Source organism: Rahnella sp. PD4 (assembly GCF_049199325.1).
In the GTDB taxonomy this organism is placed as follows: domain Bacteria; phylum Pseudomonadota; class Gammaproteobacteria; order Enterobacterales; family Enterobacteriaceae; genus Rahnella; species Rahnella perminowiae.
The window spans coordinates 127195-140286 of record NZ_JBLZQF010000004.1; the positions used below are offsets into that span (position 1 = coordinate 127195).

17 protein-coding genes and 1 pseudogene are annotated in these 13092 nt (G+C 47.7%); 6 read left to right on the forward strand and 12 right to left on the reverse strand.

The genetic code is table 11. From position 1 onward, the window contains the following. Positions 1-38: 38 nt before the first annotated feature. Positions 39-218, reverse strand: coding sequence for a DUF2158 domain-containing protein (locus ACOZIO_RS12380; RefSeq protein ID WP_129953432.1), 180 nt, complete (start codon positions 216-218; stop codon positions 39-41). A 134-nt stretch (positions 219-352) separates the two neighbouring features. On the opposite strand from ACOZIO_RS12380, the gene ACOZIO_RS12385 reads away from it, so the two are divergent. Next, the gene (locus ACOZIO_RS12385; protein ID WP_129953433.1) at positions 353-784 is read left to right on the forward strand and encodes an OsmC family protein; all 432 of its coding nucleotides are present in this window, start codon (positions 353-355) and stop codon (positions 782-784) included. A gap of 213 nt (positions 785-997) precedes the next feature. On the opposite strand, the gene ACOZIO_RS12390 is transcribed toward ACOZIO_RS12385, so the two are convergent. Then, positions 998-3397 carry a phosphoketolase family protein gene (locus ACOZIO_RS12390; RefSeq protein WP_421595323.1) on the reverse strand — a complete coding sequence of 800 codons (2400 nt, stop codon included), beginning with the start codon at positions 3395-3397 and terminating at the stop codon, positions 998-1000. A 162-nt stretch (positions 3398-3559) separates the two neighbouring features. Here ACOZIO_RS12390 and ACOZIO_RS12395 point away from each other — a divergent pair, with 162 nt between their 5' ends. Next, on the forward strand, positions 3560-3757 hold the full coding sequence (locus ACOZIO_RS12395) for a hypothetical protein (RefSeq protein ID WP_129953435.1): 198 nt from the start codon (positions 3560-3562) through the stop codon (positions 3755-3757). A gap of 159 nt (positions 3758-3916) precedes the next feature. Here ACOZIO_RS12395 and ACOZIO_RS12400 read toward each other — a convergent pair whose 3' ends face one another. Together ACOZIO_RS12400 and tehB are read right to left on the reverse strand one after the other, a co-directional pair. Continuing rightward, on the reverse strand, positions 3917-4189 hold the full coding sequence (locus ACOZIO_RS12400) for a DUF883 family protein (RefSeq protein WP_129953436.1): 273 nt from the start codon (positions 4187-4189) through the stop codon (positions 3917-3919). An 82-nt stretch (positions 4190-4271) separates the two neighbouring features. Beyond that, the gene (tehB, locus tag ACOZIO_RS12405) at positions 4272-4871 is read right to left on the reverse strand and encodes a tellurite resistance methyltransferase TehB (RefSeq protein ID WP_235174350.1); all 600 of its coding nucleotides are present in this window, start codon (positions 4869-4871) and stop codon (positions 4272-4274) included. Between the two features lie 205 nt (positions 4872-5076). Here tehB and ACOZIO_RS12410 point away from each other — a divergent pair, with 205 nt between their 5' ends. Beyond that, positions 5077-6318, forward strand: coding sequence for a diguanylate phosphodiesterase (locus tag ACOZIO_RS12410; protein WP_421595324.1), 1242 nt, complete (start codon positions 5077-5079; stop codon positions 6316-6318). Between the two features lie 107 nt (positions 6319-6425). On the opposite strand, the gene ACOZIO_RS12415 is transcribed toward ACOZIO_RS12410, so the two are convergent. The 6 genes from ACOZIO_RS12415 to ACOZIO_RS12440 all read right to left on the reverse strand — a co-directional run bounded on the left by ACOZIO_RS12415 (position 6426) and on the right by ACOZIO_RS12440 (position 9018). Further along, positions 6426-6683: a biofilm development regulator YmgB/AriR family protein gene (locus tag ACOZIO_RS12415; protein WP_129953439.1), complete on the reverse strand. Its 258-nt coding sequence runs from the start codon at positions 6681-6683 to the stop codon at positions 6426-6428. A gap of 89 nt (positions 6684-6772) precedes the next feature. Beyond that, positions 6773-7108 (reverse strand): biofilm/acid-resistance regulator YmgB/AriR, encoded by a 336-nt coding sequence (locus ACOZIO_RS12420; protein WP_370278323.1) that lies wholly within the window; start codon positions 7106-7108, stop codon positions 6773-6775. Beyond that, a complete protein-coding gene (locus ACOZIO_RS12425) occupies positions 7089-7382 on the reverse strand; it encodes a hypothetical protein (protein ID WP_129953440.1) in 294 nt (97 codons plus the stop codon). Before ACOZIO_RS12425 ends, ACOZIO_RS12420 begins: the two co-directional genes overlap by 20 nt. Before the next feature lie 183 nt (positions 7383-7565). Continuing rightward, positions 7566-7805 (reverse strand): regulatory protein YcgZ, encoded by a 240-nt coding sequence (ycgZ, locus tag ACOZIO_RS12430; protein ID WP_129953441.1) that lies wholly within the window; start codon positions 7803-7805, stop codon positions 7566-7568. A 171-nt stretch (positions 7806-7976) separates the two neighbouring features. Continuing rightward, entirely contained in the window at positions 7977-8519 is a 543-nt protein-coding gene (locus tag ACOZIO_RS12435; protein WP_217138751.1) for a GNAT family N-acetyltransferase, read from the reverse strand. Positions 8520-8547: 28 nt separating this feature from the next. Next, positions 8548-9018, reverse strand: coding sequence for a LysR family transcriptional regulator (locus tag ACOZIO_RS12440; protein WP_217157383.1), 471 nt, complete (start codon positions 9016-9018; stop codon positions 8548-8550). Positions 9019-9123: 105 nt separating this feature from the next. On the opposite strand from ACOZIO_RS12440, the pseudogene ACOZIO_RS12445 reads away from it, so the two are divergent. Continuing rightward, positions 9124-9321, forward strand: a pseudogene (locus ACOZIO_RS12445) (hypothetical protein); the annotation flags it as partial. 101 nt (positions 9322-9422) lie between these two features. On the opposite strand, the gene ACOZIO_RS12450 reads toward ACOZIO_RS12445, so the two are convergent. Together ACOZIO_RS12450 and ACOZIO_RS12455 are read right to left on the reverse strand one after the other, a co-directional pair. Then, positions 9423-9620 carry a DUF4926 domain-containing protein gene (locus ACOZIO_RS12450; RefSeq protein ID WP_129953444.1) on the reverse strand — a complete coding sequence of 66 codons (198 nt, stop codon included), beginning with the start codon at positions 9618-9620 and terminating at the stop codon, positions 9423-9425. Positions 9621-9629: 9 nt separating this feature from the next. Then, on the reverse strand, positions 9630-10745 hold the full coding sequence (locus ACOZIO_RS12455) for a DUF6883 domain-containing protein (protein ID WP_129953445.1): 1116 nt from the start codon (positions 10743-10745) through the stop codon (positions 9630-9632). Positions 10746-11122: 377 nt separating this feature from the next. Between ACOZIO_RS12455 and ACOZIO_RS12460 the strand changes: the two genes are divergently transcribed. After that, positions 11123-11521: a DUF4440 domain-containing protein gene (locus ACOZIO_RS12460; RefSeq protein ID WP_129953446.1), complete on the forward strand. Its 399-nt coding sequence runs from the start codon at positions 11123-11125 to the stop codon at positions 11519-11521. 246 nt (positions 11522-11767) lie between these two features. Continuing rightward, positions 11768-13051 carry a sensor domain-containing diguanylate cyclase gene (locus ACOZIO_RS12465; RefSeq protein WP_165385169.1) on the forward strand — a complete coding sequence of 428 codons (1284 nt, stop codon included), beginning with the start codon at positions 11768-11770 and terminating at the stop codon, positions 13049-13051. The last annotated feature ends 41 nt before the right edge of the window (positions 13052-13092 follow it).

The window sequence follows — 13092 nt, forward strand, 5'->3', positions numbered from 1 at the left end:
GCCACCACGGCGGCCTCAATGGTCAATCGATGTGGTGATCAGCACACGCCAAAATCGCCGTCTTCATGATACAAATCGACGGTATCGGCTTTTACTGAAATTTCTGTGGCAGAAAAGTCATCTGTCCGCGAGCACCACAGCGTGTCGCCCTCAACGCGCCGGACAATCATTTTCGGGCCGCCGGTTTTGGACTGAACGAGATCTTGCGGTTTAAACATGCTTTATTCCCCGGTTATCTATGTTGTTGTGATTCATGGAAAAGGTGTCCGCAGACCGTACAGTCCGGTCATCCTCGCGGATCACTCATCAGAAGCTATACTTAAAGTTAATGTAATACAAACCGGAGGAAAAGATGACCATACATAAGAAAGGACAGGCACACTGGGAAGGTGACATTAAACACGGTAAAGGCTATATCTCTTCTGAAAGTGGTGCCCTGAAGGAACAGCCATATGGATTTAATACCCGTTTTGAAGGCAAGCCAGGCACCAATCCGGAAGAACTGATTGGTGCGGCGCACTCAGCCTGCTTCTCCATGGCGCTCTCGCTGATGCTGGGTGAAGCCGGGCACACGCCGGAAAGCATCGATACTGTTGCTGATGTTTCACTCGATAAAGTGGATGGCGGTTTTGCGATCACCAAAATCGCACTCGACAGTAAAGTGAAACTGCCAGGCATCGACAAAGATAAATTTGATGAAATCATCAAAAAAGCCAAAGCAGGCTGTCCGGTTTCTCAGGTACTGAACGCTGAGATCACGCTGACGTACCAGCTGGAAAACTGATGATTTAACAGTTCAGGATTTTCTGAAAAAAGCCACGCGATGTTTGCGTGGCTTTTGTGTGGTGAATCATGCTCATTTTTAAACAGGCGTTACTGAAAGTTTTGCCGCGGCGAAAGCAACCCAGAGACAGCAATCCCATTTGCCTTCTTATCCCGGGATACAGGAGCACTGTTTAGAAAATCTTCGCACAAGGCAGAGTTTCACCGCCTCAGGTTATTCCGGCGCGCCGCCACTTCCCTGTTGTGAGGGCCATTTCCAGTCACGAACTTCAGGCAAATCCTCACCATACTCACGCACGTAGCGATGATGCGCGGCAATTTTCTCTTGCAACGTATCCAGAACATCATCCGCCTGGCCTTGCAATTTTTCCGTATGCAGAATGGCTGCCTGCGCCAGGTGAAAGCGATCCAGCTTATTGAGCACGGTCATGTCAAACGGCGTGGTGGTGGTGCCTTCTTCCATAAAACCGCTGACGTGGAAATTGCGGTGGTTGTTGCGCTGGTAGGTTAAGCGGTGAATCAGGCTTGGATAGCCGTGGAAAGCGAAAATCACCGGTTTGCTTTGGGTGAAAATGTGGTCAAAAGCAGCTTCGCTCAGTCCGTGAGGATGTTGTTCCTGGGTCTGTAAAGCCATAATATCCACCACGTTCACCACACGGACGCTGAGATCCGGCAGATATTCCCGCAATAAATCGACCGCCGCCAGGGTTTCCATGGTTGGCACATCGCCCGCACAAGCCATCACTACATCAGGTTCCGTTCCGTCCGGCTCATGGCCCGCCCACGGCCAGATGCCCATCCCTGCGGCGCAATGTTCTGCGGCTTCGTCGGCAGACAGCCATTGCGGGGCAGGTTGTTTACCAGCCACAATCACATTGATGCGGTCCCAGGTTTGCAGACAGTGATCTGCGACCCACAACAACGTATTGGCATCCGGCGGCAGATAAATACGCACGATATCGGCTTTCTTGTTCGCGACATGATCCATAAAACCCGGATCCTGATGGCTGTAGCCGTTGTGATCCTGACGCCAGACATGGGAGGAAAGCAGGTAGTTGAGAGAAGAGATCGGCTGACGCCACGGCAATTTACGGGTCACCTTCAGCCATTTAGCATGCTGATTAAACATGGAGCCGACGATATGAATAAAGGCTTCATAGCAGTTGAACAGCCCATGCCGTCCGGTGAGTAAATAACCTTCCAGCCAGCCCTGACACTGATGCTCACTGAGAATTTCCATCACCCGGCCATCGGCAGCCAGTTGCTCATCGTAAGGTTCAATGTCTTCCAGCCAGGTGCGGTTGGTGACATTAAACACATCGCTGAGCCGGTTAGACGCAGTTTCATCCGGGCCGAACAGACGGAAGTTATCAGGATTGAGGGTAAAGATATCGGCCAGATAGCGGCCGAGCATTTCTGTTGATTGCACCTGCGGTTCGCCGCGTGAGGTCAGCTTAACGGCGAATTTGGCCAGTTCTGCCGGCACCAGTTTCCGCCGCAGTCTGCCGCCATTGGCGAAGAGCGAGGCACCCATGCGTTTATCCCCCTGTGGTGCCAGCGCCCGTAATTCCGGCTTCAGGCGTCCCTGTTCATCGAACAGATCGTCAGGCTGGTAGCTGCGCATCCAGTCTTCAAGGATCTGGCGATGCTCGTCGTTGTCACGGCAGGAAGATACCGGCACCTGATGTGCGCGCCAGAAACCTTCGACTTTTTTACCGTCAACGGTCTTCGGGCCGGTCCAACCTTTCGGACTGCGCAGGATGATCATCGGCCACGCGGGAACACCGTCGTTGGACGTACCGGCGCGGGCGCGTTGCTGGAGATCTTTAATCATATCCAGTGAAATGTTCAGTGCGCGGGCCATCTGAATATGCATCTGTTCCGGCTCGTGTCCGCTGACAAATAATGGCTCGTAACCATAACCGGAAAATAACTGACGTAGATCGTCGTCGCTCATTCGCCCCAGGAGGGTCGGGTTAGCAATTTTATAACCATTAAGATGCAGTATCGGCAGTACTGCGCCGTCCCGCATGGCATTGAGGAATTTAATGCCGTGCCAGCCCGAGGCCAGCGGACCGGTTTCGGCTTCACCATCGCCAATGACGCAGGCGGCAATGAGATCAGGATTATCAAATACTGCGCCGAACGCATGAGACAGAGAATAGCCCAGTTCGCCGCCCTCGTTAATCGACCCCGGTGTTTCCGGCGCCGCATGGCTGGGAATGCCACCGGGGAATGAGAACTGCCTGAACAGTTTTTGCATTCCGCTGGCATCCTCGCTGATCTGCGGATAAATCTCGCTGTAGCTGCCTTCAAGCCAGGTATTTGCCACCATGCCGGGGCCGCCGTGACCCGGACCGCAGATATAAATAATATCAAGATCACGCTGGCATATCGCCCGGTTGAGGTGCGCATAAATAAAATTCAGACCTGGCGTAGTGCCCCAGTGCCCCAGCAGACGAGGCTTGATGTGCTCAGGTTTGAGGGGTTCGCGCAGCAACGGGTTATCCATCAGATAAATTTGCCCGACAGACAGGTAATTGGCGGCCCGCCAGTAGCGGTCAATGAGTCTCAGTTCTTCTGTAGTAGAGAGGTGTGAAGGGGGGAGTGTCATCGTTTCCTCCTGGATGGGTTGGATGAGGTATACCTATTAACCCTAATAGAAAAATGCGATCCCGGCCAAGTTGCGCAATCTGCGAACTCTGACAAATGGCATTACATCAGCTATAGATACTGAGCGTTACCTTAAAAATTCGAATAATTTACCGGGGTTATAATGAAGGATAAAAGCGAAAAAACAGGTCTGATCGGGCTGGCAATCGGCGCGGCTGTTATGGGGTTAATTTCCAGTGGAACCGTCATTAACCGGGAAAGCATCATTGAAGAATTACGACGGCTCGGACGTAAAAAAGGGGATGGCCTGGAAGATGAGATCTTTGTCAAAGCCGCTCAGCTGGTCGGTAAAGGGCAGTGATTGAGTAAACGGGCGCAAAAAAATACCCGCCAGGGGAGACGGGTATTGGATTCGTTACAAGGGGAGTATCTTAGTATCTGTAGATAGCTACAGAAAACACTATGCTATCTCCTTTATGCGAATCATTTATTTAGGAGAAATCTGTTTTCTCCTGAACGGTTATTTGCGGCCTAAAAGCAACCCCAGCACCACGCCAATCGCGCCGGCAGCAATCAATCCCGACAGCGGATTTTCTTTGATCTTATCCGCCACGTCAGAGACAGCTTCACTTGCCTGTGCGGAGTATTTGCGTGCAGCACCTTTCAGCTGGTGTTTAGGAGAATCAACAAAATCTCCAAATTGCTTTTGTGCTTCACCGGCAAACTCATTGACCGTGTTTTCTACTTTATCTTCCACACGGTTAGGATCTTTATCAAAGTCTTGTGATGACATATCGTGCTCCTTTTTGGGTGGATTTTAAGTCTAGTCGAAAAGTCAGGACATGCAGGGTTTGCCTGCGAAGGAGTCATAGATATCAGACTTTTCTTGCCAGCAGTGTCGCAAAACGCAGCGAATAACGGTGTCCGTTTTCGTCACGTTTATGCAGTTCTCCGACATCCTCGTTGTATTTCACTATCTCCCAGTCGCGATAATAATCACGCAACTCTGCCGGCTTAAACGTGAACGGGAAAGGCAGCGGGCACGGATAATCCGGGCTGTCCATGGCGGCGACAATCAGGTTATAGCCGCCCGTTACGGTGGCTGCATGCATATCTTCAATGATGTGTGGGATGCTGTCGCGTTGCAGAAACATCATTACTACGGTCGAAAAGATAAAATTATATTCACCGGTGAAACGGTGGGTGTTCAGATCCGCTTCGCTGATAGTGATGTTGGTCAGGGATTCCGCCGCAATAATATTATTCACTTTTGCGACGCTTATGGCGTTGTTATCCCAACCCGTCACATCAAAGCCTTTAAGGTTAAGATACAGGGAGTTACGCCCGCTGCCACAGCCTAAATCCAGTGCTTTACCTGACTGTACATAATGTGTTGCGTTGATGATTTCTGAGTGGGTACGGGTCAGACCGTATTTTTCGGTGTAAAAATCTTCTGGTGCGGGTTGATGAGTCATGCCCTGGCTTCCTGAAAGTGAATCGAATATCAGCGATTATCCTCTAAAACGACAACCGCGCCATTATCCTTAATGGTCAGGGACCTGCGCAACAAGGCATTCCTTGCCACAATATGTAAGGAAAGATAATCAATTGAGAATTTTCCGTAAATAAAATTTCTGTTATCGTGGCGTTCTTAACTGGAGCCTGCCCTGGAATATCTGAATGCTTTTAACCCTCGTCTATCGCAGTCACATCAGCGACTCTGTCCGGCCTGCTTCTCTGGCAGAGATGGTGTCGCGAGCCAACATCGAGAACGAACGCCGTAGCATTACCGGTATTCTGCTTTTTGACGGAATGCACTTTTTCCAGTTGCTGGAAGGGCCGGAAGAAGCCGTCGATGCCATTTATAGCAAGATTTGCAGCGATCAACGCCACAACAATGTCGTTGTTCTCATGCGTGATTACGCACCGTCGCGGCGCTTCGGCAATGTAGGGATGGAGCTGTTTGACCTCAGGCATCATCATGAGGATGTTGTTCTTCAGGCAGTCCTGGATAAGGGAACGTCTAAATATCGGCTTACCTACGAAGACCGCGCGCTTCAATTTTTATGCACCTTTGTACAGGCTCGCGAAAAGGAAAATTATCTCGAAATTTTGCCAGCGGATGCCTGGTCCTTTATCGCAGATGAGCCACTGAAACCTGAAGCAGGATTTATCTTTCCCGAGATGAAGGATTACAATTTTACGTTTCAGCCGATTGTTGATCCCCTCAGTCGAGAGATTATTTCTTACGAAGCGCGTCTGTGCGGTCCCGGTGGCGGTTCTCCGATGGAATATTTCTCTGCACTTAGCGGCCCAAACATTTATGAAGCCGATTTACGATCCAAAAAGCTGGCTTTTGCGCTTGTCCGAAAGATGGGGATTGGCGACAAAATGCTGTCAATCAAACTGTTGCCTATGACGCTCGTCAGGGTACCCGACGCGATTGGATTTTTGCTTCGTGAGATTGTTGCTCATGATCTGGTACCGGAGCAGATTATTGTGGCAATCACAGAAAACGGTGTCGCGACGCGCGAAGATAATTTCGCGACAGCGTTACAACAGCTTAAAGCCTCAGGGATGCGCCTGGCCGTTGATGATTTTGGCGCCGGATCTGCCGAATTATTGCTGTTGACCCGATGCCAGCCTGATAAGATTATGATTGACCGCAATATGATTTGTGACATCCATACCAGCGGACCCAAACAAGCCATCATTCAGGCCATTATCAGATTATGTTCTTCTTTGGAAATATCGGTCATCGCGGCGGGTATTGAAAAACCAGAAGAATGGATGTGGCTTGATGCGGCAGGGGTCTGTAATTTTCAGGGACCGCTGTTTGCTTCGCCCAGGCTAAATGGGGCGCCGGTTGTTACGTGGCCGGAGATTAAGCAGGAATATACATTAATGAATCAAAATCTTTAACTATGCGGGTCTGTTAAAAGATTCTCAGAAAAGTAAACTCATCAGCCGGTGAGGTATCGTGTATTTTCCCGGCTGATTTGAAAAATTATTGCCATACAGACGATATTTTATAGTGTGTCATCATCAGGGGTACGGTATACCACATACTCAAGTGCTTCTAAATATACATCCTGTTTAATCGAATCACTTTCCTGCTCAATTTTTTGAATCAGGCAAAGAATAATATCTTTATGCGTAACCCGTTCTTTATGACTTTTTAAATTCTTATAAATACGGATGACAGTTTCATTTCCGACCAGAAGTTCCGGATCCTCTGCGAGAATGTAATCAGCCAATTTGACATGAGTATAAGACACATCTTGCATTTTGATACCCTCCGCACCTGCTGTTTATGAGAGAAAGCACGCTCAGTTTTAAAATTGAACGTGAAACGATTAAATATCAGTAGCCGGGTTCAGACGCTGATGTCATCAGGCGTCATACCCACAACTATTTCCAGTGCACTACGCAGAATATCCAATTGTACAACATCGGAAGTGCATTCAAGCTGGGTGATCAGGTGCAATATAATGGCTTTATTTGTCACTTTGCCTTTTTCAGCCAGAATGACACGAATAGCGGCACCCAAAACTTCGGTTTCACTCAAAAAAAGTTCGCCCGCTTTGTTAAAATAGTTATAAGCTTCTGAATTAAAACCAGAGTCTGTCATCGGCTGGGATTGGTTTGATTTCATCGGGTCGCTGTGATTTAGCGTATAGCTCTTTGATGAATCAATGTCTTTTCTTGTCATCGGACGGCCCTTCAGCATTGAAAAAGTGTCGCACATTGTCGACATCCCGCACTTCGTAAGTGATTCGCCCACGTTTATCAGCCAGATCATGGCGGATCTCATTAATAATTCGCTCACAGGCGCTTTTTCGATTGATGTTGTCAGCACTCACAGCCATAAACTGTAATTGTGCAATAAGTCTGTCAGTCGATATTGGGCTCTTAGATTTAAGCAAGGAAATTACAGCCTCACCTATCAGCTTATCAGTTAATCTTTCTTCGTTACTTCTATACATATTAGCAGCCTCTGAATATACGCCGGCCAAAGGTCTTGGGCAGATTAGCTTCAGGTTCAGAGTTAGTACTTTACGCCATCAGGCATAAAATTTGGTAGGCTGTAAATTAATCAAGCCCGCATAATATGTCGAACTGAAATGCTATGAAGCCAATCGTTGCACTGTAACCTTAATCAGGATGGATCATGAATCTCGCTCAAGTACCAGACGGATAAGCTTCATATAATGCTTTTCCTCTTCTTCGCTGCCAGCGGCTTCAACACGATTTAAAAGTTTCGAACATAAAGCTTTGCGATTGAGGTTCTTCCCTGCCTCAAGGATTTCAACCACAACACGCCCCATGGTTTCCTCATCAGAAAAGACCTGCGTATAGAGGGAATGAGACGTGTCCGGGGACGTTCCATTGTGCCTGTTCTGACGCATGATTAACCCTTATGTTAATAGATGTGTGATTAATGATTGCCTGTGTGACTATAAAGTTATACAAGATGTGAAAGGTTGTACAGGTATTTTAAGAAAAAAAAAGCCCGCAATGTCAGAGACTCGGAATTTTCCGATCTCAGGCCGGGGAAGCCTTGGCATGCGGGCCTTTATTCAGTCGAATGTTGAGCCATTTACCACGTACTGGCTGGTCTGCCGGTACAGGTAACTGCCGATGCCATGCACCGGATCACCCTCAAAACCCGTTTTTTGCATACCGATTTTTTCCAGAACATGCTGTGAAGCCAGATGATTTTCACGCACGGTAGCAGAAATCTGCGGTATCCCCAGTTTCTCAAAACCGGTGTTGAGCACGGCGGTGGCAAACTCCGTCGCCAGCCCTTTTCCCCAGGCTGCTGTCGCAAAGCGATAACCGAGAAACACACGATGATTTTCGTAGCCTTCACGGATACCCAGTCCGCCGAAACCGATGATCTCGTCAGGCTTATGGTTCAGTGCAATTGCCCAGTGCCCGAAGCCATGATCCGACCATTCCTGTAACCAGCCGCTCAGTTTTTCCTGCGCAGCCGTCATGTCTTTCAGCGGACCGCGCGGATTAAATAAATTAGTTTGCGGATCGCCGTAAATAGCAAAAAAAGAACCGATATCATCAGCCTCTACTGGCCGGAGTAGCAACCGCGCTGTTTCGAGGATCATAGTGAGCGTCTTCCTTCTGTGAACTGCACTAAATCTTACTCTGGGCAGGAGACTCCGCCATCTGTTTTTTGAGGAAATCAATAAAACGCCGCACTTTTTCCGGCACATGGCGGGTGTTGGGATAGAGTGCGAAAATGCCCTGCGGTGGGAAACGGTGATCGGGCAGCAAATGGCATAACCGCTGTGCGTCGATTTCCGGCTGTACCAGCCAGTCCGGCAGCAGGGCGACCCCTGCGCCTGCGAGTGCAAAAGCTAACAACGCCGACGCGCTGTCGGCCACAATGGCTGCGGGCGAAGAAACCCTGAACGGTATCTTATCTCTGCCGGGGGTTATCACCGGCCAACGCATTGGCAGCGGCAACCGGCTATGAGCAATTTCCAGTTGCTTAACGTTAAAACTCACCACCGCTTTGGTCAGCCCGAGCGAAGTTGCTGCGCGGGTAAAACTGCCTGCACTAACCACCGCAATGAAAATCTCCAGCCGCTGTAAATTCAGCATTCCGGGTCTCCTCACTGTCAAAATAATTTTGACAGTGTAACTGCATCACGTCCGTTTATCCCTCCGAAAATCTCCGCTACATTGCCCGCCTTTAAACATCAGTGCGAGTTTGACGAACTTGTCGAAGCTGCCAGAGCAGCAGCCGATGGTGGTGATTTCGCCGCATATATTTCTGCGCAGGGTGGGGCGAATGTCCCACGCGATGAGTAAACGGTAATAACCGCCCACCAAGTGATTGATGAGTTAAACGAGTACGACGAAGAGATCCAGAAAATCATCGGTGTTTATGCCCCTCATCTTGGCACTGACTGAGTAGCGTTGCGTGTGGTGCCTTTGACGAGCTAAGAAAACCAAAGAAAAAATGGCTACCAGTGTACTCTGGTAGCCTTGTCTTAACCGATGAATCAGGATTTATGTTGTAACTGTTCTGGAGCCAATGCCACAGAAGCGATTGTTCGGCCTTGTTGATCGCAGAATTCAACTTCATAAGCCATCGATGGCGAACTATAAACATCTATAATTGCCCCGGTCATTCCTTTAACTAGCCCCTCATCAGGCAGGTCTACATTTAATATAACAACATCAAAAAGTGAAAATTCCATATCTGGCCTTTATTTAACGAAGATAGTAGTCATTCTGGGAACGGAGGAACCGGTATCGTACATCCAACCTGTTCGTACAATTGCTGTATTCCCATTAATCCCTGTAATTGGCATCTCTACAGCCATACGTTGACCAAAATTGTCTGAGCCTAATAGTTTTGCTGGGTTGGAGACAATACCAGCCTGAACTTTAGTAATTAGGTCGTCAACATTCGTCTGGTTATAGCCTAAAGCTGACTCGAAAACCTTAGCTTTGTTACCGCCAACAGGATGGTCTGGATTTAACGCATATGAAATGAGTTTTTTAGGATCAATTACAGCTTTATCAGCGTTCAACAATGTTCCTGATTTTAATAGAAAGCCCGTTTCTGAAGTAATTGAATTTGTTTTCGCAAGATTTTCCAGTTGCTTTATCTCGCTAATTGCACCCATTCGACCAAGACCTAATCCCGCTGCCGCAGAGACAATAGCAATCGCCGAACCTGCGGTTGTCTCATTCAGCATCTGATCATAACCTGCCGGAGCTTCACCGCCGAGCTGCTGAGCTGTTTTGGCATAGCCTTCTATGTTTCCATTGTAGACACCGCCAGCAGCTAATAACCGCCCGGCAGCTTTACTATTGATTGTCTTAGTTGACTGGGCATGTTGAACAGGTGCTGAACCCCACCCCCCGTAATCGTATTTCTGAGTTGGAAGGGCTTTTACACCTTGTCTTTCGGCTACGGCGAATTCATAAGCATCCATAGTCTGTCGAATAAACCATTCGTGGTACAGATAGGCTCTGTCACAAATCAGGTCACCATTTTCATCAACGTAAAATGGGTTTTCGACCCAATTCCATTGCTCAGTGGTATCCACACCAATCAGCCAGCCTAACTGAAGATGCTCTTTTATTAAGTCGTAAATGGGATCCACATACCCGGCCTGTGCGCGTCGCCATGTGGGCTGTCCTGAGTAAACGCGCTCAGGAACACTAAAGGGGCTGAATTTGCTGCGGTAATTTCGCTCATCCAGATCATAGTGGGTTTTAGATTGTTCTAAAGCGTGCTCGGGTGAGCAGATATAGGCGAAGCCTTCTGGGCTGAGTTCCCATTTAATTTCACGGCCTTCGTAGAGTGTAAACATGATGCACCTGCTAATCCTTGCAGTTTTGGTTGATCAGATTTTCATCATATTACTTTTTTTGACTTAACCAAAATTATTGTGTTTATATGCCTAAATAACATTTAGTTAGTGAAGTAAATGCATGCATCAAAACCGCCAAAAATATGGCGGTTTATTCAGTATCAACAATGCTTAAAGCGCATAATCAGCAAACCTTCCTGATGTGATCGCAGAAACAAAAAAGCCCCGCACAGTTAAATGCGGGGCTTTTTTGTCGTTAAATCTCGAAATGGTCAATATGTGGACGTGGTTTGAAATAAATGCTTATATTTCAATTTGGTAAACCCTAAATCATGTCACCTTGAACTGTCTTAATAGCAAAAACAAAAGGAAATGCGATGAATCGTTTTGTTAAAGAAGTGTTTGATGCACATGTATTGATCCAGTGCTGGTTTTCCGATCCCGCTGCACATCAGCAGGCAGGAACCGAACTCCTGGCGCGTTTTAGTCCGGCATTTTCGATGGTAACCGTCACCGGTTACCGGTTGGATTATCCTGCATTATGTGCCTTTTTCAGGGAACAGCGGGGCACGAAAATCGGTTTGGAGATTAACGTTGAAGCACCCGTTGTTATTGCTGAAAATGAGGCAGGCGCAGTCGTTGCGTATCAGGAACGCCAGCAACTGCCAGGTCAGCCGGAGACGTTGCGTTATTCGACAGTGGTATTTGAAGTCGATACTGACGGGAAAGTGCTGTGGCGGCATCTGCATGAAACGGCGGCCGCTAATGGTCACTGACAATAATTCTTTTTCTTTCAGAAAATGATGCGGGTCAACAGCAGCGTTTATTACACAATAATAATCTGTAATCAAACTCGCTGACACTCAGTTTATGATAAAATCACGCCGCCTTGCAGGACAGAGGCTTATTCCCAACGGAGAGGGATGCGTGATATGACGTTATTTGATGTTAAAGATAAGTGTAAGTTAAATATGTTAGTGTTTTTCTTATACATATTGATTGTTTTAGTTCCTGTTACGGTGATGTCTCATCGCTATTTTTTTCATGAAACGCCTGCTGTAGTCTCAATATTTCCCGTCACTACCGCCATTTTATTTGTGCTGCATACCCTTATCGCCTTTTTCATGCTGATGCAATACATGGCGAATCGCAAGAAACTCTACCTGGCTGTATTATCCTTTGCGTACTCGTTGTCGGCATTCTATCTGGTTTACAAGCTGCTCTATTATCCGGGGATCTTCCTGACCGGGGCAGTGCTTGAAGGCTCCGTCAATGATCTGGCTATTTACTGGGTCTTTCGCAGTATCTCGATGGCCGCTGTATTTTTGCTCACTGCTTTCCTGTATCAGCGCAGGGATACTCTGTGCATCAGCCATCGTCGGGTGCTGAGCGTTGTGCTGGCCGCAAGCTGCCTGGCTGTGATTTTTGCCTATTTTCTTTCCAGTAAAAATCCGCTGTTCGGCATGGAGATTGTAACGGCAGACGGACGTGATTATAGCCAGCTTTGGTCTGGAAAAATGGGGTATGTTATTGGCGGTATCTGGGCACTGGCCACCGTCCTGATTATTTCTGTGACCCGGCTTAAAAATACCTTCTGGCTTGCTATCGGATTGAGCTGCATTTCCTATTTAGGCAACGTATCTATTTTACACAGCAGCATTTATATTCATTCGCTGGTCTGGTATTACGCGCGTTTTTTTGAAGTGTTATCGACGTTCTTTGTCGTGATTGTTTTACTATACGATATTTCTATGGTTTACAAGAAAACATTGATGAAATATCAGATTTCTTATGAGTCTTCTATTCGCGATCCGCTGACTAATCTCTATAATCGCCGGTATTATTACGATGCAATGAAAACTTATTTAGATAAAAAACAATCAGGGGTAAGGCTGGCGGTAATGGTGGCTGACATTGATTATTTCAAACGCTTCAATGATACCTACGGACACATTCAGGGCGATGAGGTCATTAAATATGTTGCCTGGTCACTTTCGCATTCCCTGCGTGATCAAGATATTCCTTCACGCATTGGCGGTGAGGAATATTCCGCACTGGTGATCGGTGCCTCTGAAGAGGAGGTTCGTACGATGGCAGAGCGTTTTCGTATCAACGTGACACAACATCATAGGTCAGAATTTCCCGGCACTCTCCCCGCGCCGGTAACGGTCAGCGTCGGCATCTATTTTATGGGTAGTGAGGATGATAAAGCCGAAGCTTGTGTGGCGAAAGCTGATGCTGCGATGTATCAGGCGAAGCAAAGCGGCCGCAATCGCATCGTGGTGTTCGGCGAGGCGTCCCTTTGAGAAGATGACATAAAAACGGCCTTCCGTGAGGAAAGCCGTTT